Genomic DNA, 18589 nt, shown 5'->3' with positions numbered 1-18589 from the left:
TTGCAGTGCCGTTGCGCGGGGCAGATCAGCCGGAGTGCGGGAGAGCTGTGCGATCTTGGTAAGCGATGTCCCCTTTCGAACCTTCGTGCATCGTTGTATCGCTCAACGGATCGACTCTGTGGTGGTGGCGCTCCCGTGCAGAACCTGGCCCGTAGTGCTTCCTTCCATCGAGGGAAAATACTGCACCATCAAAACCTGGCATCAAACACCTAGTCGGTTTGTTGGCCCGGCGCGCTGGCAGTATCGCCAGGGCGGCACTGCGTATCCGCCGCGGGAAAGCCCAGGATGAAACAGGCGCCATGGCCCGGCTCGGATTCGACATCGATGAATCCACCGGCTTGCCGAACCGCACCGTCAACCTGGGCCAACCCCAGGCCGGTGCCCTTGCCTACCGGCTTGGTGGTGAAGTACGCATCGAACAGCCGGTCACGCACGTCAGGTGCAATGCCTTTGCCATTGTCCTGCACGGCAAGCGTGACGTATTCACCTGCCGCACGATCGTCGGCATCGGTGGCATCGCTCGTCGTCTGGTTGCCCAAGGTGATGCGAATGTGGCCGCTTTCCGCGCAGGCATCGCGTGCGTTGATCACCAGGTTCAAGAGCGCGCGCTCCAACGAGTGCGCATCGGCCAGGACGAACCGCAGTGACGCTTCTTGATGTAATTCGACCGCAACGGTACTTCCCGCCGCCTGTTGCAGTAGCGGCATCAGGCGCTCCGCCAGGTCGCCCAGGTCTATGCACTCGGGGGCATAAGGATGGTGGCGCGCAAACCCCAACAAGCGCTGCGCCATGATCGAGCCTTTCTGCAGTGCGCTCTGTGCCATCCCCAGAAGCTGTTTGTCCTGGCCGATGACCGAGGCGCGCGTCTGCACCATCTCGATGGCCGCGCCGGCCGTTTGCAGCACGTTGTTCAGGTCGTGCACGACGCCGGCCAGGAGCTGGCCGACGGCCTCTCCTTCCTGCGCACGCTCGGCGACCGCTTCGGCCAGACGCTGCGCAGCGCGTGCGATATCGAGCTCGCCTTCGATCTCCGGCGCCGAGGCATTTCTATAGCTTTGCAGCTCCTGGTCAATCGCGTCTGCAAGCTCGCTTTGCGGGCCCAGCAGCTCGGGCTGGGTGCGCAAGCTGTCATTGAGCGTGCGCAGCGCCTGCTGCGATTGGCGCCGTTCGGTGATATCGCGATTGACCGCCAGCACCGCCTCGACATGGCCGTCGGCAGCACGCAGCGGGTTTGTCGACACCAGCCAGAAGTGCCGGTGGCCATCGTCGGTAGTGCATTCGGCTTCAAACCGCTGCGATTCGCCACGCGCCGCCGCAGCGAGCGCCTCTTCGATCCTGGGCCTGAATTCTTCCGGCCACAGCGATGCCCACTGTTTGCCGATGACGGCGTCCGCATTGCGCGCCGCGACCCTGGCCAAGCCGTGCGAGTTGACGAATACCACGCGGCCATCGAGCGAAATTTCCTTGATGGAATCCAGCGATAGCTCGACCATTTGCCGATAACGATGGTCAGGAAAGTCTTGCATTGCGTTCATAGCTTACCAGTAGATCACGCAGCCTTCATTTGCGCGACGTATTGTTACGAGTCGATCTGAAGAAGTCCTGCCTCATGCCCGCTCCAATCGAACGGTTGATGCTTGTGGTCGACGATGATGCCGGCTTGCGCGAGATCGCCATGCTGCTGTTGGTAGACAAGGGCTACGGCGTTGTCGCCGCTGCTGATGCGCAAGAAGCACTCGAGCTGATCGATGCGCACCCCGCAATCGAGCTCCTGTTCACCGACCTTCAGATGCCGGGTCTCCTGGATGGGTATGGGCTCATTGCCTACCTACGGGCCGACGGCAATAACCTGCCGGCTATATTGACCTCGGGCCTGGGATCCTCACCCAAGGGTTTGCCGCCGCGCACGGCCTTCCTGAGCAAACCCTACACCTGCCGCAATCTCGTGCAGAACATCGAGGCGTTTGTCAGTCACTGATAGCGAGCGCGCGCTTCGTTGTTTGCAAATGCTGTGCAATGAATCTCTGCAGCGATGCATTGCCTGGAGTTACTGGTGTTCCCACCCGCGCTCCTCACTTGGCGTGGATCGTGTGCTTGACCGAGCGCTACGCTTAGCTGCACCGAAAGCGACGTCACCGATGAAGAGTGGACGCCGAATCCGAAACCTTTAGCGAAACATTGCGCGGTCGTTGCACGATGCGTTTGTCTGACAAGTATGGGCCCTGCTTGGTTCCAAGGCGCTCCGGCTAAGCGCTGCGTAACGTATGGCCGCATCCCCCGATCGGGGCATTGGGCACTGCCCCGACGCGGTGTTCTGGATTCGTCGCGCAGCGCCCAGCATGGACGACACCGCTGGTGTCGTGAGATGTCATGACCTGGTGGTCCCCCATCCAGAGAGATCACGTCGATGACGTTGTCCGATTTTTCGCGCCAGGGCCACGCGCTCGTTGGCCGCACCCTGCCCCTGCCCCTGCCCTTCGGCACGGCAGATGCGTTTTTCTTCGTTAGTACTAGCACTGCAGCACAGAGGTACGTAGCGCGTGTCGCGCGCGGGTGCGGGCGCGGTAGCGATCGCCAGCGACTGTGCGCTGTTGCAGGTGTCACGGCCAGTGTGCAGCGGGCGCTGAAGCAGGGAGATGCGTGATGAAGCCTTATCTGCTTTCACTTGGCGCCGGCCTGCTGGTCGGTGTGATCTATAGCCTGCTCAACGTGCGCTCGCCAGCGCCGCCGGTCATTGCGTTGATCGGGTTGCTCGGCATCCTGGTCGGCGAGCAGTTGCCCCCACTTGTGCGTCAGCTGACGACGCGCAGCCACAGCGAGACCTCGTGGATCGGCCATCAGGTCAAGCCGCATATGTTCGGCCACCTGCCCAAGGGCGAACGTGCACCGGCGGATATGCCTTCTGCGCCGCCATTGGCGCCACCCACGCGTGACAACGGGCACGACACATAAATTGGCCGCCGCAGTTCGATCTGATCCACACCGTGCCGCCTGCGTTTGGCCACGGCCGCCGCGTTCTTCGAACGCGCAAGCGCATCGGTTAACCCGCCGAGTCGTTGCAGATCCACGCAGCACGCCAGAAGGCTACTGCCCCCCGTTCAAGCCCATCCGGCACACGCGCTCCTGCGATGAACAGCGTGCCGACCCGCAGACAGCGCAAGAACGCGTTTTCAATACGTCACCACTCGCCGCAACCGCTTCGATTGCACACCCCGGCAAGCCGCAGCGTCCTCACCCCAAAGGAATTCCCATGCGTCCGATTCTCACCCTGAGCCTGTCCGCCGCGCTGCTATTGAGCGCGCTCTCTCCGATGCTTGCTGGTGCCGCCGCGCCGGTGTCGGTCGGCCCGCAGTACGACACCACGCACGTCTACGTTGCACCTAACGATGTGGACGCATTCGTGCGCAGCTTCACCGCCACCTTCGGCGGGCAAAGCACGCGTCAGGTGATCGCGACTGTGACGCCAACCCCGAGTAGCACCAGCTCGCAATTGGTACAGACGCCGGCAGGCACGGTGTCGTTGTTCGGGTTCCGTACGCCGGTGCCGCATCCGTTCGGCAACGAACGCACCGGCTACCTGGTCACCGACATACAGCAAGCAGTGAGCGCTGCGCGGGCGGCCGGTGCGGAAGTGCTGGTGGCGCCGTTCAAGGATCCCATTGGCATGGATGCAGTGATCGCCTGGCCGGGTGGCGTCGCCATGCAACTGTACTGGCACGACACCGCGCCGCACTACGCGCCGCTGGCCAGCATCCCGGAGAACCGCGTGTATGTCTCACCGGATCGCGCCGATGCTTTTTTGAAAGCGTGGCTGCAGTTCTCGCATGGCAAGGTGCTGCGCGATGACCGCCACGCGGATGCAGCACTGATTGGCCGGCCAGGCGACACCTACCGCAGCATCGCAATCAGCTCCGGCTTCGGCGCACTGCAGGTACTGGTGACCGACGGCCACCTGCCCTATCCGTACGGGCACGAGCTCACCGGCTACGCAGTGGACGATCTGGAAGCAACGCTTGCGCGCGCCACCGCCTCTGGTGCCAAGGTGCTGGTGCCTGCCGTGGCGGGGTCGGGCCGGCATTCGGCGATGGTGGAATTTCCCGGTGGCTATGTCGCCGAGCTGCATGCCGATGCGCACTCCTGATCGCATATGTCGTTCCGCCTGAAGTTGCTGTTACTGCTGTGCCCCTGCACCGATGCGTGGGCACAGTCATCCATTGATGCGACTGCCGCAATGCCGGCGCGCCCGGCCATCAAGTCGAACCGCTGGCAGGAGGACTGGTCGCCACTTGCCGATCCCGCTCTGCGTACGCAGCCGTTCGATCGGCTGAAATATGTGCCGCTTGGTGACGCAGCGTATGCGTCGTTCGGCATCAACCTGCGCGAGCGCTTCGAAAGCAACCACACCCCTGCGCTGGGCATCGGCCGCGAGAGTGACAGCTATCTGTTGCATCGCCTGCAAGTGCATGCAGACCTGCGCATTGGTGCGCATTGGCAGGTGTTTACCCAGCTGGAAGATGTACGCGCCGTGGACAAACGCCGCATCGGCCCGGCCGACGCCAACCGCGCCGATCTGCGCATGGCCTTCGTCGCTTACATCACGCCACTGGGTGGGGGTGACATGAAAGTACGCGTGGGCCGGCAGGAGTTTGCATTCGACCTGCAGCGGTTTGTGTCGCTGCGTGATGGCCCCAATGTGCGCCAGTCCTTCGACGCGGTATGGATGAACTACGAGACCGGCCCGTGGCGCTGGATTGCCTTTGTCAGCCAGCCTGTGCAATACGCTGATGCGCGCAGTTTCGACGATGTCTCCAACCAGCATCTGCGCCTGGACACCGTGCGTGTGGAGCGCCACGTCCTGGGCACCGACGAACTGTCGCTGTATTACGCGCGCTACCAGCAGGATGACGCCAGCTTTCTCGATGCCGTCGGCGATGAGCGACGCGATATCCTCGATGTGCGCTTTGCAGGCGTGCAGCACGCACTGGACTGGGACCTGGAGGCAATGGGCCAACGCGGCAAGGTTGGCAGCAGCCGTGCGCGCGCTTGGGCGCTGGGCGTCAAGGCCGGTTACACGCTACAAGACATCACGCTGACGCCACGTTTTGGGCTGCAACTCGATACCGCCTCCGGCGACCGACGTCCCGACGACGGCCAGCTCGAAACCTTCAACCCGCTGTTCCCGAATGGCTCGTACATCACCCTGGCCGGCTACACCGGCTACACCAACCTGCTGGTGATCAAACCGATGCTCACCATCAAGCCCACCGCCCAGCTCAGCCTCACCGCTGCACTGGGTTTGCAATGGCGCCAGAGCATCGCCGATGCGGTATACGTGCAGCCGGACATTCCACTGGCCGGCACAGCAGGCACCGGCACGCACTGGACAGGCCGTTACCTGCAGTTGCGTGGTGATTGGAAGCTGAGCACGCACCTGCAGACCGCCATCGAAGCGGTCCACTACCAGGCCGGCGAGACCGTGCATGCCGCCGGTGGCCGCGACAGCAACTACATTGGCTGCGAAATGAAGTTCATGTGGTAGCGCTGTTTGCATCGCCGGGGTCTCGGCTAGGCCTGCGCATGCCCGTTCCGGTGTCTCGGTGTTGTTAAGTGTGCAAATACTGTCTGCACTAAGCCGACTAATAGTGCTAAGAAGCGCTGCTTTTTGCTCGATTGGGTGGCCTGGCTGCGGTTCCGCTGCGCCCACCCAGTGACACCGAGAAACACTAAGAACCTGTTCACGATCTTTCCTGATCAGTGCAGACTATGCGGATGCGCCAAAAGACCTATCCAAGTGACATGAGCCGGGAGCAGTTCGAACACGTGCTGCCGATCCTGGAACAAGCGCGTAAGCGCACCAAGCCACGCCGTGTGGATATGTATGAGGTGTGGTGCGCAGTGTTGTACGTGCTGCGAACCGGTTGCCAATGGCAAGCGCTCCCCAGCGACTTTCCGAAGTGGCGGACCGTGCACTCGTACTTTGCCAAGTGGAGCGAGTGCGACGATGAGGGAGTGAGCCTGCTGGAGCAGGCACTTAAAAAATCAGGTTGGCGTGGCCCGCGCCAGACAGGAGCGCAACGCCTGCAGCAGGTTCTTGATCGTGGACGCGCAGAGCGTAAAGAACACCGACACAGCAGGGCAAAAGGGATATGACGCGGGCAAGAAGGTGTCGGGCATCAAGCGGCATATCGCTGTTGATACTCAGGGATTGCCCCATGCAATCGCGGTGACGACGGCGGAGGTGACCGACCGCAAAGGTGCGCTGCAGGCGTTGGAGCGCTGCCAGTCAAACTTGACGCATGTACAAACCTTACTGTGCGACAGCGGTTACACCGGCGTACGGTTTGCCGACGGCGTGCGAGAGATTTTAGGCGAGCAGCTCACGGTGCAGATTGCCAAGCGCAGCGAACTGCACACCTTCAAGGTCATGCCCAAGCGATGGATCGTCGAGCGTAGTTTTGCTTGGCTGGAGAAGAACCGAAGGCTATGGAAGAACTGCGAGCGCAAACTCAACACCAGCCTGCAGTTCATCCATTTGGCCTTCTTGGCACTATTACTCAGAAGATCGTGAACAGGTTCTTAGGCTGGTATTAGGCGAACGAGGCGCTGCGTGGCGCTCCAGTCACATGCGGTTTGCGATCAACGCGCCGCGTCTTTAAGTCCTTGCGCGTGCGCAAGCGCACCGGTGGACGCCAGCAACCGCGGCAATTCCTCGCGAAACGCTTCCGCCCTGCCCGGCAGCGCCCAGCTGCTGAAAGAAGCGCCTTCAAACATCACGTGATCGCGCAGCAGCGGTACATCGCGCCCCCGCAAGAGAAAATTGAAGCAGGCTTGCCAACGTGGGCCCGGCGCTGCCGAGAGGTGGACGGTGACTTTCTGGCCTGCGTCGGCAGAGCCCATCGGGCCGATGCTGACGGTGCGTGCTGTGATCTGGTTCCCACTGTTCATCCCGCCATCATCACAATTGCTGCGTCGCGGCGCCGTGAGCCACGCTCCGGGCCACTGAGGCCCGCCCGGTGGCCTGGCGCTGAGCTACGACGCGCGCTTCAGCGCAGTGACGCTGCTGGCTGGTGCGTATCGCACCGCCGCCGACAGCCGGGAGTCTGTCGCAGCAGGCGCGCCCGGCCGCTGCCAAAGCAAACGAGAACTAAACGCGATTGGGCGACGGGTTCAGCCAAGGCCCCCATCGCCGCTAACGGACTGGTCGAGTTCGCTAACCCGGTGCGCCGCGTCGGGCGGACAGCGATCGTGTTCCGCCTCCCGTGCATGGCATGGGCCCTCCCCCGCATTCGATCGAACCTATGTCCTTCTTCTCAAACCTGCGGATCGGCCAGCGCCTCGCGCTCGGCTTTCTGGCGTTGATCGTCCTGATGGTGATGCTCACGGTGGTGGGCATCCAGCGCGTACGCGCGATTGACCAACGGCTGACGCAAATCAATGACGTCAACAGCGTCAAGCAACGCTACGCGATCAACTTCCGCGGCAGTGTGCACGACCGTGCCATCGCCCTGCGCGACGTGGTGCTGATGAACACCACCGCAGACCGCCAGGCTGCCGAGCATGCCATCGACAAGCTCGCCGCCGACTACGCCCGCTCGGCGCAGCCGCTGGATGCATTGCTGGCCACCTCGTCGGACCAGAAAGAGAAGGACATCCTGCAGTCGATCAAGGCGATCGAGCAGCGCTCCATGCCGCTGATCGCGCAGGTACGCTCGCTGCGCGATGCGGGCGACCGCCTGCATGCGGAAGAAGACCTGTTGAAGCAGGCGCGCCCGGCCTTCATCGACTGGCTTGCCAGCATCAATGCCTTCATCGACCTGCAGGAGGCCAAGAACCGTGAGGCGGCCGAAGAAGCCGTCGCCACTGCGCGCGGCTTCGCCATGCTCATGGTGGTGTCCACCATCGTTGCCCTGCTGCTGGGCGCGGCCATTGCCTTGCTGCTGACGCGCAGCGTGGTGCTGCCATTACGTCAGGCGCTTGGGCTCGCCGAGCGCATCAGCGCGGGCGATCTGAGCAGCCGCGATGTGGCGGCAGGCGCGGACGAATCCGGCCAGTTGCTGCGTGCGATGCAACAGATGCAGGCGCGCCTGCAGGCCGTGATTTCCGCCCAGCGCGAAATGGCCGCGCGCCACGACGCGGGCGCGATCAGTTATCGCACCGATGCGGAGCGGTTTCCCGGCGACTACGGGCACATGGTGCAGGACACCAATGCGCTGGTCGATGCGCATGTGCGCACGCAGCTGCGCATGACCGAGGTCATGGGGCGCTACGCGGTTGGTGATCTTGCGCAAGACATCGAGCAGTATCCCGGCGAGAAGGCTGCCATTACCGCCACGATGTCGCAGGCCAAGCAGAACCTGCACGCAATCAATGCGCAGATCCAGGAACTCACCGAGGCCGCTTGCGCGGGCAACTTCAGCCGCCGCGGTCAGGCCGACCGATTCGAGCATGCATTTGCGCGCATGGTGGACAACCTCAACACCATGATGTCGACCTCCGACACCACCCTGTCCAGGTTCTCGTCACTGCTGCGCGCCATTGCCCAGGGTGACCTGACGGTTCGCATGCATGGCAACTTCCAGGGCGTGTTCGCCCTGATGCGCGACGATGCCAACAGCACCGTGGCGCGGCTCACCGAAATCGTTGCCGGCATCCAGGAGAGTTCCAACAACATCGGTTTCGCCGCCGAGGACATCACCGCCGGCAATCAGGCGCTGGCCAGCCGCAGCGCGCAGCAGGCCGCCAACCTCGAAGAGACCGCAGCATCGATGGAAGAGCTGACCTCCACCGTCAAGCAGAACGCCGACAATGCCCGCCGTGCCAATGCGCTTGCGCTGGGCGCGGCCACCGTGGCGTCGGAAGGCCGCGATGTGGTCAGCCAGGTGGTGGAGACGATGTCGGGTATTGAAGTCTCATCCAGGCGGATCGCAGACATCGTGTCTGTCATCGATGGGATTGCGTTCCAGACCAACATCCTGGCCTTGAATGCCGCCGTGGAAGCCGCACGCGCCGGCGAGCAAGGCCGTGGTTTCGCGGTGGTGGCATCGGAGGTGCGCACGCTCTCGCACCGGTCGTCGGATGCAGCGAAGGAAATCAAGATCCTGATCGCGCATTCGGTCCAGCAAGTGGCGGACGGTGCGGTGCTGGTGCACAAGGCAGGCGCCACGATGGGCGGCATCGTGGATAGCGTGCAGCATGTCACCGACATCATGGGCCAGATCGCCGCAGCGTCGCAGGAACAGGCCAGCGGCATCGAGCAAGTGAACCAGACCATCACCCAGATGGACGAGACCACGCAACAGAACGTCGCCCTGGTGGAAGCCGCCAACGCCGCCGCGCGTTCGCTGGAGCAGCAGTCCGCGCAGCTGGTGCAGGCGGTTGACGTGTTCAAGGTTGCCGCGCTGCACTGAGGCCACATGCGCTGGTTGCCACCGTCTGTCTCAGCGGTGGGCGGCGCCAGCACGGCGTATTAGACAGTCAGATCGCAGCGCGTCCGGTGACATTGTGCGCGTGGCAAAGGCGCCTGATGATTACCGCATCAGCCGAAGAAGTGGAGAGAGTGACCCCCGCGCCGAACCGCACAGCTGCACGAGCAGTCTGTGCGCCGCAGCTACACCGATCGCCTTGGCGTGACGGTGCTCGGGCACCGTCAAACGCGCCGATCACAGCTTGACGTTGAACGACAGGAACGCGGTGCGTCCCGGTGCCGGCGAGAACATCGGTTGATCGTTGCCGCCCCAGAAAAAGTTGTCGTACCAGGTGTAGGCATATTCCCGGCCGAACAGGTTCCTCACCTGCAGATCGAGGCTGATCCGTTCGGACAGCTGGTAGCGTGCGCTCATGTCCACCAACGCAAAGCCGCCGAACTTGCCTTGTGTGTTGCGCTCTTCGATGTAGTAATCGCCCTGCATCCGGCCTTGCACGCCGAAGGTCCACTGCGCGTTCGGGCGGTAGTCCGCGCCGATGTTGCTGATGTAACGCGGCGTGGCGATGACTTCATTGCCGGCCAGCGCATCGCCGGCAGTGGTGAAGGCGCTGATGACCTTGGCCTCTTGATACGCATGCGATGCCCACAGCACCCAGTGCTCGCCCAGGTGCGAGGACACCTGCAGGTCGACGCCCCGCCGGCGGGTTTCGCCCAAGCCCACCGTGGTGCCTGTGGCCGGCATGTTGGCCACTTCGTCGGTCGCATCCTGTTGCCAGACGGCCAGCCGCGCCTCGGTGCCGGCGGCGGGGGTGAACTTGATGCCCACTTCCTGCCCGGTGTTGATCGATGGGCGAAACGTCTCCTGGCCGGCGGTGAGATACGCAGGCGCGGTCGAGCCGGTGAGCACCTGGAAGGTCTTGCCCCAGTTGGCATAGACATGCAGGCCCGGGTTAAACGAATACACCACGCTGAGCTTGGGTTGCTCGATCCATCCGGTGTGCTGCAACGGTGCGGTCACGCCACCGGGAAGGCGCGTGTCGCCGCTGAAGCGGTCCACCCGAAATGCCGGCACGATCTTCAGCGCCGCGGTGGGCGTCAGCACGGCCTGCACGTAGGCGCCGACGTTCTCCAGCGTGTAGCGGTCGTCGTTCTGCGCGCGTGCCGGTGGGGCGTTGAAGTCGGTCGGCACGCTATAGGCGAAGCGCAGGCGGCGGTAGCCATTGTCTTGGTGCTCGACATTCGCCCCACCCTCCAGGGTCAGCAGCTCGCTCTGCCGCCAGGTGATGGTGCTCAGCATGCCGGTCTGCTTTTCGTCCCATTCGCGTTGTTGCCGCGGGGCATTGCCGGTGGGGAAACTGGTGAACGTCACGCGCCGGGTTTCTTCGTAGCTGTTGTAGTACAGCTTGTTGTTGAAGTGCAGGGTGTCGCTGAGCCGCAGGTCCAGATGCACGCCGAGATGGCGCATGTCGCGGTCCGCACCATCGTTGGCGTTCTTGGCTGCCGAGGCGGTGCGATCGGTGGCCAGTTCTTCGGCGGTCATGAACCCGGGTTCGTCGGCTTCATGGTGATAGACGCGCGCGACCAGGCCGAGCTTTGCGGTATCCGCGTCGCTGCCGACAAACCATTTGCCGCCCAGCGAATACTTCTGCGAGGTGTCGTGGTCGCGGTAGCCATTGGAGTCCTGCACGCCGACGAAGTAATTCTGTGCAAACCCGTCTGCCTCACGGCCGACGGCCAGCTGCGCCTCGCGGGTGTCGAAGCTGCCATAGGTCAGCCGGCCGTCGGTGTAGTTGCCACCCTGGCGGGTGCCGAAATTGATGTTGCCGCCAATGTTGTGCAGCCCGTAACGCGGATCGTTGGTGCCGCGCACCACTTCGATGTAGTCGATCTCCAGCGGGAACACCATGTCGATGAAGCGTTGATTGCCGCTGTTGACGTTGCTGGGCACGCCGTCGATCAGGATCTTGATGCCGTTGATGTAGCCCTCGCCGTTGAAGGCGCGGAACGTGGCCTTGCCGGATTCGGTGCCCTGGCGCGTTTCGGTCAGCTGGATGCCCGGCATTTGCCCGAGCAGCTCCCAGCTGTTCATGACGTTCTTGTTTTCGACCTGGTCGCCGCCCAGCACATCCACCGAGGTCAGGACCCGATTGGCGGCGAGCTGGCCGCGCCCGCCCTGCCGCACATCCACACTGCCCATCGTGACCGCCGAGTCGCCTGACTCGGCGCGCGCATCGTTTGCAAACGCCGCCGCCAGCATGGCGGGCACCAACACCTTGATTCTCATCTACGTTCGACCTTCGATCTGCGGACTGTTGCTGTATCGATATATTATAACGTAATTGGATTAGCGCCTAGGCGCGCTGGACACCTGCAGCGCCGCGCATGACCGAAGTGCGCCGCGTACTCGCACTCGGGCGCGTTGCCACTCGCGTATCGCCCTGCATCAGCAGAATCCGGATCAGCCGCCTACGCGTGCGTAGGTGCTACGCCTTGCCGTGTGCACCGGCCTCCCCTGCACGGCTTGCTAGCATCCACACCCCAGCACCACCTCCGTCACCCGCCCTTCCCCACGCGTCATGACCTATCTCTCGCTCTTTGCACTGGCGCTGATTGCAGCCACCTTGCTGCCGGCGCAGTCCGAGGCGGCGTTGGTGGCGTTGCTGCTGGATGGCGGTTCGGTGTGGGGCCTGGTCGCCGCTGCAAGCGCGGGCAACGTGCTCGGCTCGCTGATCAACTGGTGGATCGGGCGCGAGGTCACGCGCTTTCAGGGCCGGCGCTGGTTTCCCATCAAGCCGTCTGCCTTGCTGCGTGCGCAAGCCTGGTACGGCAGGTACGGCAAGTGGTCGCTGCTATTGAGCTGGATGCCGATCATCGGCGACCCGCTGACGCTTGCCGCCGGTGTCATGCGCGAACGCCTGGGTGTGTTCCTGATGCTGGTCACTGTGGCCAAGACCACGCGCTATGCAGTGTTGGCCTGGGCCACGGTGGGGCTCTCACGCTGACGCGTATTGCCTGTGCGCGCGTAACCGCCGAGCCGGCCCATCCGCACAACGCCTTCACCCTGCCGCCTTATGCTGGCGCGGCGTTGGACAAGCAGTGCAACGCATTCACGGACACTGCATCAGGAGACGTCATGAACAAGCTGCACATGCTGGTATTGGCTGGGGCAATGCTGGGCCTGAGCGCGCACGCATCGGCCGAGGTTGTGAACCTGACCAACAGCGCTGACGGCGCCAATCGCGACGCCGGTATTAGTGCGGTAAAGCAAAAACTGCAGGACGCATGCAAGGGACGCAAAGGCACGCCAGACATGGCGTCGTTCGAGGTGGTCTTCGAAAAGACCAGCACCAACCCTGACGTTCCAAAGCCGTATTACGTGGATGGAAAACTCAAATGCGACGTGCCCTGAGCATGTTGCGCTGACCTGCCGGCGCAAGCCAGGCACTGCCAATGAAAGCCCCGCTACGGCGGGGTTTTTTCGTTTGGCGCTCGCGCAATGTCACGACCGCTGCATCGCCGCCTGATCGGCCGGGCGCCCGGCCCGCTGCTGATATAGTGCCGCGATCACGCGGGGCGCCGTGCCTGCCGCGCATTACAGGGAGTTGTCATGGGTCTTGTGCAGGCGGTTGCAGGTGCAGTGGGTGGCGTTCTTGCCGACCAGTGGAAAGATTTCTACACCGTGCCGGCGGGCCTGCCTGCAACGGCTGCCGTGTTTGCCGCGGTGCCGCGCGGCAGTAATGCCGGACGCGGCGCCAATACCGGCGCATCTTCCAACGTCATCAGCAATGGCTCCAGGATCGTGGTCCCGGAGGGCTATGGGCTGCTGCTGATGCAAGACGGCGCCGTCACCGCGTTTGTCGCCGAAGCCGGCGGTTACGAGTGGCGCTCGGACGATGTCAACGCGCAATCGCTGTTTGCCGGCGACGGCCTGGTGTCGCCGTTGATCCGGCAGAGCTGGGAGCGCTTCAAGTTCGGTGGCCAGCCTGGGACGCAGCAGGCCGCCTTCTTTGTGGCGCTGAAGGAGCTGCCCGACAACCGCTTCGGCACGCAATCGGAAATCTACTGGGACGACGGCTTCCTGGGCACGCAGGTCGGCGCGGTGACGCGCGGCTCATACACGCTGAAGATCGTCGACCCGATCCTGTTCGTGAAGAACTTCGTGCCGGCCAGCTATTTGCAGCCCGGACAGGTGTTCGACTTCACCGACCTGGACAATGCGGCCGCCGGCCAGTTGTTCAACGAAGTGGTGAGCGCGCTTGCGCCGGCCTTCAGCCTGTACACCAACGACACCGCCAAGGGCAATCGCATCACCCGGCTGCAGCAGGATGCACTCGGCTTTGCCAAGAGCCTCTCCGCTGCGGTGGAAGAGGCGTATCAATGGCAGTCCGATCGCGGCCTGGCCATCGTCAAGACGGCGATTGTGTCGATCGAATACGACGCCAACACGCGCGAACTGCTCAAGACCGTGCAGCGTGCCGATGCGTTGAGCGGCGCGCGCGGCAATGCCAATCTGCAGGCGAGTGCCGCGCAGGGCCTGCAATCGGCCGGCGAACACGGCGGCGCGGCCGGACTGGTTGGCGTTGGCATGGCGACCGGCATGCTGGGCGGTTTGGGCAATCTGCAGCAGCCCGCCGCACCCGCAGCGCAAGACCCGGTGGCGACGTTGAAGAAGGCCAAGGAAATGCTGGACCTCGGGCTGATTACACAGAGTGATTACGACGCCGCCAAGGCCAAGGCGCTGGGCTTGTAAGTCGCAGGCCCGCCCATGTCCAGCTCCAGCATTCCGCCGCCGCTGCCACCGTTGCAGCCACCGCCGCTACCGCCTGCAGCGCACGGCCCAGGGTCGCCGCAGGGCGTGCCGCCGTTACCGGGACAGATGGCCATCGACCCGGCCACCCTGCCCGCGCCGATCCGCGCCGAACTGCAGATGCCCGACCCGCTCGCCATCGACACCGCCGCGGCCGAATTAAAAGATGGCCTCAACCGGTGTCCCAAATGTGGCGCCACCGATATCCGCCCCAAGCTCGGCACTGACCTGCTGGTGTGCCAGTACTGCCGCCACACCTGGGATGGCGCGCGGGTCGAGGAAGCGTATGGATTCGGCGCCGGCCTGGCCGAGTTGCGCGGGACGGTCATCGCCTCGGGTGCGCGCAACATCCAGGCCGATGCCAATAGCCTGATGAGCTTCAAATGCAGCGGCTGCGGCGCGGAAGTCACCATCAATACCGATAGCGCGATGACCGCGCGATGCCACTGGTGCCGACACGTGTTCGGCGTCAACGAACAGGTGGCCAATGGCGCGGTGCCCGATGCCGTGCTGCCCTTTCATATCGACAAGCAGGACGCGGTGGCGCGTATCCGCCAGTTCGTCGGCAAGCGCCGCCTGTTTGCGCTGAAGGCTTTCAAGCAGCAGTTCACCCCGGAGAACGTGGTGGGCGTCTATCTGCCTTACATGATCGTCGATGGCAACGTGAGCGCCAGCGTGACCGGCGTGGGCGAAATCACCACGCGCACGTACACCCAGGGCACCGAGAAGAACAAGAAGACCTATTACGACGCCGACATCTATGCGGTGAAACGGCAGGTGCAATTCACCGTGGACGATCTGCCACTGGAATCGTCTTCCGAGCGTGGCAATCTCGATAGCCGGGTCACGACCAACAACATCATCAACACCATCCTGCCGTTCGACACCAAGAATGCGGTGCAGTGGAACGCGTCGTATCTGTCAGGCTTCAGTTCGGAGCGGCGCGACAGCAATATCGAGCAGCTACGGCCACGGCTGGAAGACCAGTTGCTGTCGATCGCGCGCGCACAGGTGGAACGCTCGGTCAGCCGCTACGACCGCGGTGTGCGCTGGGAGCGGGAACAGCTCGAAGTGCACGGTACACGCTGGGTGTCGATGTATCTGCCGGTCTGGCTGTATTCCTATCATCAGCCTGGCCGCAACGGCGGTCTGCTGCACTACATCGCAGTGAATGGCCGCACCGGTGAAACCATGGGCAGCGTGCCGGTGCAGCAATGGAAATTGCTGCTTGCCGCGCTGGTCACCGGTACCGTGATCGAAGCGGCCGCACTGTGGTTTTTGGCGGTGATCGCATGAGCGACAATGTAGGGCTGCTGGTGTTGCTGGCCGGGCCGATCGGTGCAAGCACGCTGTACTGGGTCTTGTATCAGTACTACCGCAACACCGGGCAATCACATGCCTTCGAGCGCGAGACGCTGGTTGATGCCGAACCGGTGACGTGTTCGGACACCAGGATCGACACCATCACCGGAACACAGCGCAAGCAGATCGATGGCGACAATGTGGCGGCGTATCGCACGCGTGTGCGGCGCGATACGTCGCAATAACGCCTTGACTTGGAATGCCGAATGCATCGGCCTGCGCCCGAGCTTGAATGCGTTATGGCGCCGTGCGGTCGGCCGGGACTGGGCGCGGCACGCACACGGCGCTTAGAGCGGCTAACAAAACGTAGCGAGCAGTCGTCAGGCGGGTGCGGACGGCGCGGAGGAACCGGAGTGTACGTGGGTACATGCCGATTCCGAGCACCGGCCGCGCCCGCCTGGCGGCTGCGCAGTCGTTTTGATAGCTGCGCTTAGTCCTGCTCCGGGTCGGAGCCTTTGCTCAGCGGGCAACCGCCGGCGATCTCGCGCAGAGTAAGCGCAACGCCGGCCTGCGTTGGTTCTACCAGAGTCTCGGGCGGTGGCAGCGATTCGCCCCAGACGCGCATGGCGTCGAACACCGCACGCAGCTCCTCGCCCCGCGGCGTCAGTGCGTAGACCACGCGCGGTGGCGTCTCCGCGTAAGCGGTGCGGACCACCAGGCCGGCCGTTTCGAATTGCCGTAAGCGATGGGTCAGCGTGTGTGCGCTGATGCCGAGCAGGGCACTCCTGAGTTCAGTGAACCTGCGCGGCCCGGCGAGCAGTTCGCGCACGATCAACGACGCCCACGGCCCCTCCAGCAACAGCAGGAACCGCGCAACCCCGCAGCAGGGTTCTTTCGCAGTGCTCATGTGCGCCGTCCATCGGTGCAGTTGACTGGACCAAGGGCGCTCGCCCATCGTGCAGCGGCAGCAGGTGTGCCCTGCCCGCTCGCAGCACCTGCGTTGCGCGCAGGCTGCAGCAGGTGCACGGTGTAGATGTTGCTGCACCGCGTGCCTGCACGGCTGGCGGTGTGGTGTTGTTCCGGACATCCACGCGCAGCGCGCCGGCCGCACTGACAGCCTGCAGCACGCGCCCACGCACGAGGCCTTGCATGATTCGCGCAACCCAGGACCATCCCGCAGGATCGAAGCACGCACTGGTGGTGATCATCCTGGCGCAATTGCTGGGCACCTCGCTGTGGTTTTCGGTCAATAGCGCGGCCGAGGATCTGATGCGGCAATGGGCCAGTGGCCCGGCCAGCATCGGTGTGCTCACCATCGCCACGCAGCTCGGTTTCATTATCGGCACCTTGAGCTTTGCGTTGAGCGGGCTGGCCGACCGCTTTGCGGCCCACCGGATCTTTGCCAGCTGCGCGATCGCCGGCGCGGCCTGCAACCTGGGCTTTGCCGTGTTCGCCGATGGGGTGGCGAGTGGCCTGGTGTGGCGCTTCCTGGTGGGGCTCAGCCTTGCAGGCATCTACCCCATCGGCATGAAGCTGGTGGTGCGCTGGGCGCCCCAGCACGCTGGCAAGGCACTGGCATGGCTGGTCGGCATGCTGACCCTGGGCACCGCGCTGCCGCAAGGCATCAAGGCACTGGGCGCCGCGCTGCCCTGGCAGATGCCGATCCTGGTCGCCTCCGGCCTGGCCTGCATTGCCGCATGCATGATCCTGCGGCTGGGGCCCGGCGCGCAGCGCGCAGTCGGTGCGCCAACCAGGCTGGCGGTGGGTGCGGTCTGGCAGGCGTTTGCGGTCAAGGATTTCCGCGCGGCCACGCTGGGGTACTTCGGCCACATGTGGGAGCTGTATGCGATGTGGACGCTGACGCCGTTGCTGATCGCGCAGGCGGGGCTGGCACAGGCGCTCGGGATGCACCCGGCGGCACTGGCGTTCTGCGTCATTGCCGCCGGTGCAGTCGGCTGCGTGGCGGGCGGGCAGCTCAGCAGCCGGCTCGGCAGTGCGCGTGTTGCCGCGGTTGCGTTGCTGCTCTCGGCGCTGTGCTGTGCGGCATTTCCGTTGGTTGGCGCATGGTCCGCTCCAGCCACTGTCGCATTGATGCTGCTCTGGGGCGCCAGCGTTGTGGCCGATTCGCCGCAGTTCTCCGCACTGGCCGCGCGCGCCTGCCCGCCGGGGCTGGTGGGCAGCGCCCTCTCCATGCAGAACGCGATCGGCTTTGCGATCACCGTGGTCGCCATCGGGCTTACCACTCAGCTGGTGGAGACGCTTGGCCTGCGGATTGCCTGGGTGCTGCTGCCAGGCCCATTGCTGGGCCTGGTCGGGCTGTGGCCGCTGTGGCGCACAGCCCGCGCGGGCTCCGGCTAGCACTGCCGGCCGGTGCTGCCGATCGCGCCGCGGCACACGCAGCAGCCCGGCATCACTGCATGTGTCCGGCATGGTGGTGATCGTCGTCCGGCGCCGCAGCGCCCATTGCACGCACATCGAACTGCAGTTCCACCCGTGGCGCATGTTCAAAGACGAGGGTCGCCATGACCGGCTTGCCGACTTCGAACGGCGCATGCGGCCCGATGAACATCAGGTGGGTGCCACCTGGCCCGAGCACGACCGTTTCGCCCGGTGGCAGCGCCAGCCCGTCATCGAGGCGCCGCATCTTCATGACGCCACCGTCCATGCGCATGTCATGCAACTCCACTTGCGCGCTGGCCGGCGACTCCACCGCGACCAGCCGGTCCGGCGTGCTGGATTGATTGCGCAAGGTGACGTAGCCGCCAGCCACCGGCGCGCCAGGCGGCGTTGCGCGCGACCAGGCGTTTTCTGCCACCACCGATGCAGCGGCGGAGGTGGGGGCCGTTGCCGGGGCTGACGCAGGTGCCGGCGCATCGGCGGTGGCAGCTGGGGTTGCCGGCGACTGTGCAGCATCCGGTGCTTGCGTGCCCTTGCAGGCGGCCAGCGTCAATGCACTGATCGCAACCAGCAGTAATAAACGTGTGCTCATCGGTGTTCTCCGTCTACGTCGTGTGGCGATGCGTGGCGGCGTGTGTGCCGGCACGGGATGGGATGGA

General features: G+C 64.1%; 17 protein-coding genes and 1 other RNA gene. 12 read left to right on the top strand and 6 right to left on the bottom strand.

Annotation, left to right across the window (positions count from 1 at the left end):
• Window positions 1-209: 209 nt before the first annotated feature.
• Window positions 210-1526 carry a two-component system sensor histidine kinase NtrB gene (locus XCC_RS10670; RefSeq protein WP_011037217.1) on the bottom strand — a complete coding sequence of 439 codons (1317 nt, stop codon included), beginning with the start codon at window positions 1524-1526 and terminating at the stop codon, window positions 210-212.
• An 83-nt stretch (window positions 1527-1609) separates the two neighbouring features.
• Here XCC_RS10670 and XCC_RS10665 point away from each other — a divergent pair, with 83 nt between their 5' ends.
• From XCC_RS10665 to XCC_RS10645, 5 genes are all read left to right on the top strand, one after another.
• Entirely contained in the window at window positions 1610-1978 is a 369-nt protein-coding gene (locus tag XCC_RS10665) for a response regulator (RefSeq protein WP_011037216.1), read from the top strand.
• Between the two features lie 665 nt (window positions 1979-2643).
• Window positions 2644-2952 carry a XapX domain-containing protein gene (locus XCC_RS10660; RefSeq protein ID WP_011037215.1) on the top strand — a complete coding sequence of 103 codons (309 nt, stop codon included), beginning with the start codon at window positions 2644-2646 and terminating at the stop codon, window positions 2950-2952.
• 298 nt (window positions 2953-3250) lie between these two features.
• Window positions 3251-4141: a VOC family protein gene (locus XCC_RS10655; RefSeq protein WP_011037214.1), complete on the top strand. Its 891-nt coding sequence runs from the start codon at window positions 3251-3253 to the stop codon at window positions 4139-4141.
• Window positions 4142-4147: 6 nt separating this feature from the next.
• Window positions 4148-5539, top strand: a complete 1392-nt coding sequence (locus XCC_RS10650) for an alginate export family protein (protein ID WP_043877759.1) — start codon at window positions 4148-4150, stop codon at window positions 5537-5539.
• A gap of 230 nt (window positions 5540-5769) precedes the next feature.
• A protein-coding gene (locus XCC_RS10645) for an IS5 family transposase (protein ID WP_087942925.1) occupies window positions 5770-6568 on the top strand; the annotation gives its coding sequence in 2 pieces (ribosomal slippage) (window positions 5770-6041 and window positions 6040-6568; 801 coding nt in all).
• 68 nt (window positions 6569-6636) lie between these two features.
• Here the strand turns inward: XCC_RS10645 and XCC_RS10640 are convergent.
• Entirely contained in the window at window positions 6637-6945 is a 309-nt protein-coding gene (locus XCC_RS10640) for a hypothetical protein (protein WP_011269764.1), read from the bottom strand.
• A 353-nt stretch (window positions 6946-7298) separates the two neighbouring features.
• Here XCC_RS10640 and XCC_RS10635 point away from each other — a divergent pair, with 353 nt between their 5' ends.
• The gene (locus tag XCC_RS10635; protein WP_043877760.1) at window positions 7299-9407 is read left to right on the top strand and encodes a methyl-accepting chemotaxis protein; all 2109 of its coding nucleotides are present in this window, start codon (window positions 7299-7301) and stop codon (window positions 9405-9407) included.
• A 252-nt stretch (window positions 9408-9659) separates the two neighbouring features.
• Here the strand turns inward: XCC_RS10635 and XCC_RS10630 are convergent, their stop codons facing one another.
• Window positions 9660-11708 (bottom strand): TonB-dependent receptor, encoded by a 2049-nt coding sequence (locus XCC_RS10630; protein WP_011037209.1) that lies wholly within the window; start codon window positions 11706-11708, stop codon window positions 9660-9662.
• 292 nt (window positions 11709-12000) lie between these two features.
• On the opposite strand from XCC_RS10630, the gene XCC_RS10625 reads away from it, so the two are divergent.
• From XCC_RS10625 to XCC_RS10605, 5 genes are all read left to right on the top strand, one after another.
• Window positions 12001-12426, top strand: a complete 426-nt coding sequence (locus XCC_RS10625) for a YqaA family protein (protein WP_011037208.1) — start codon at window positions 12001-12003, stop codon at window positions 12424-12426.
• A 131-nt stretch (window positions 12427-12557) separates the two neighbouring features.
• Window positions 12558-12833 (top strand): hypothetical protein, encoded by a 276-nt coding sequence (locus XCC_RS10620; RefSeq protein WP_016945311.1) that lies wholly within the window; start codon window positions 12558-12560, stop codon window positions 12831-12833.
• A gap of 198 nt (window positions 12834-13031) precedes the next feature.
• On the top strand, window positions 13032-14174 hold the full coding sequence (locus XCC_RS10615; RefSeq protein WP_011037207.1) for an SPFH domain-containing protein: 1143 nt from the start codon (window positions 13032-13034) through the stop codon (window positions 14172-14174).
• Between the two features lie 15 nt (window positions 14175-14189).
• Window positions 14190-15527, top strand: coding sequence for a hypothetical protein (locus XCC_RS10610; protein WP_012438421.1), 1338 nt, complete (start codon window positions 14190-14192; stop codon window positions 15525-15527).
• Window positions 15524-15778, top strand: a complete 255-nt coding sequence (locus XCC_RS10605) for a hypothetical protein (protein ID WP_012438420.1) — start codon at window positions 15524-15526, stop codon at window positions 15776-15778. Before XCC_RS10610 ends, XCC_RS10605 begins: the two co-directional genes overlap by 4 nt.
• Window positions 15779-15887: 109 nt before the next feature.
• Here the strand turns inward: XCC_RS10605 and XCC_RS10600 are convergent.
• Together XCC_RS10600 and XCC_RS10595 are read right to left on the bottom strand one after the other, a co-directional pair.
• A non-coding RNA gene (locus XCC_RS10600) (sX9 sRNA) lies at window positions 15888-15962 on the bottom strand.
• Window positions 15963-16023: 61 nt separating this feature from the next.
• Window positions 16024-16440 (bottom strand): winged helix-turn-helix transcriptional regulator, encoded by a 417-nt coding sequence (locus XCC_RS10595; RefSeq protein WP_011037204.1) that lies wholly within the window; start codon window positions 16438-16440, stop codon window positions 16024-16026.
• A 242-nt stretch (window positions 16441-16682) separates the two neighbouring features.
• Between XCC_RS10595 and XCC_RS10590 the strand changes: the two genes are divergently transcribed.
• Complete coding sequence (locus XCC_RS10590) at window positions 16683-17891, top strand: MFS transporter (RefSeq protein ID WP_043877761.1); 1209 nt, start codon at window positions 16683-16685, stop codon at window positions 17889-17891.
• A 52-nt stretch (window positions 17892-17943) separates the two neighbouring features.
• On the opposite strand, the gene XCC_RS10585 is transcribed toward XCC_RS10590, so the two are convergent.
• Entirely contained in the window at window positions 17944-18522 is a 579-nt protein-coding gene (locus tag XCC_RS10585) for a copper chaperone PCu(A)C (RefSeq protein ID WP_012438417.1), read from the bottom strand.
• Window positions 18523-18589 lie beyond the last annotated feature (67 nt).

It is taken from the genome of Xanthomonas campestris pv. campestris str. ATCC 33913, assembly GCF_000007145.1.
Lineage (GTDB): Bacteria > Pseudomonadota > Gammaproteobacteria > Xanthomonadales > Xanthomonadaceae > Xanthomonas > Xanthomonas campestris.
The sequence above is the reverse complement of the archived record's forward strand: the minus strand, read 5'-3'. Positions and strand labels throughout refer to the sequence as shown.

Excerpts from the sequence above, each read along its gene's own strand:
- XCC_RS10590 (WP_043877761.1), top strand. The coding sequence starts at position 16,683 with ATGATTCGCGCAACCCAGGACCATCCCGCAGGATCGAAGCACGCACTG.
- XCC_RS10640 (WP_011269764.1), bottom strand. The coding sequence starts at position 6,945 with ATGAACAGTGGGAACCAGATCACAGCACGCACCGTCAGCATCGGCCCG.
- XCC_RS10605 (WP_012438420.1), top strand. The coding sequence starts at position 15,524 with ATGAGCGACAATGTAGGGCTGCTGGTGTTGCTGGCCGGGCCGATCGGT.
- XCC_RS10595 (WP_011037204.1), bottom strand. The coding sequence starts at position 16,440 with ATGAGCACTGCGAAAGAACCCTGCTGCGGGGTTGCGCGGTTCCTGCTG.
- XCC_RS10615 (WP_011037207.1), top strand. The coding sequence starts at position 13,032 with ATGGGTCTTGTGCAGGCGGTTGCAGGTGCAGTGGGTGGCGTTCTTGCC.
- XCC_RS10585 (WP_012438417.1), bottom strand. The coding sequence starts at position 18,522 with ATGAGCACACGTTTATTACTGCTGGTTGCGATCAGTGCATTGACGCTG.
- XCC_RS10650 (WP_043877759.1), top strand. The coding sequence starts at position 4,148 with ATGTCGTTCCGCCTGAAGTTGCTGTTACTGCTGTGCCCCTGCACCGAT.
- XCC_RS10670 (WP_011037217.1), bottom strand. The coding sequence starts at position 1,526 with ATGCAAGACTTTCCTGACCATCGTTATCGGCAAATGGTCGAGCTATCG.
- XCC_RS10620 (WP_016945311.1), top strand. The coding sequence starts at position 12,558 with ATGAACAAGCTGCACATGCTGGTATTGGCTGGGGCAATGCTGGGCCTG.
- XCC_RS10625 (WP_011037208.1), top strand. The coding sequence starts at position 12,001 with ATGACCTATCTCTCGCTCTTTGCACTGGCGCTGATTGCAGCCACCTTG.
- XCC_RS10655 (WP_011037214.1), top strand. The coding sequence starts at position 3,251 with ATGCGTCCGATTCTCACCCTGAGCCTGTCCGCCGCGCTGCTATTGAGC.
- XCC_RS10635 (WP_043877760.1), top strand. The coding sequence starts at position 7,299 with ATGTCCTTCTTCTCAAACCTGCGGATCGGCCAGCGCCTCGCGCTCGGC.
- XCC_RS10610 (WP_012438421.1), top strand. The coding sequence starts at position 14,190 with ATGTCCAGCTCCAGCATTCCGCCGCCGCTGCCACCGTTGCAGCCACCG.
- XCC_RS10630 (WP_011037209.1), bottom strand. The coding sequence starts at position 11,708 with ATGAGAATCAAGGTGTTGGTGCCCGCCATGCTGGCGGCGGCGTTTGCA.
- XCC_RS10665 (WP_011037216.1), top strand. The coding sequence starts at position 1,610 with ATGCCCGCTCCAATCGAACGGTTGATGCTTGTGGTCGACGATGATGCC.
- XCC_RS10660 (WP_011037215.1), top strand. The coding sequence starts at position 2,644 with ATGAAGCCTTATCTGCTTTCACTTGGCGCCGGCCTGCTGGTCGGTGTG.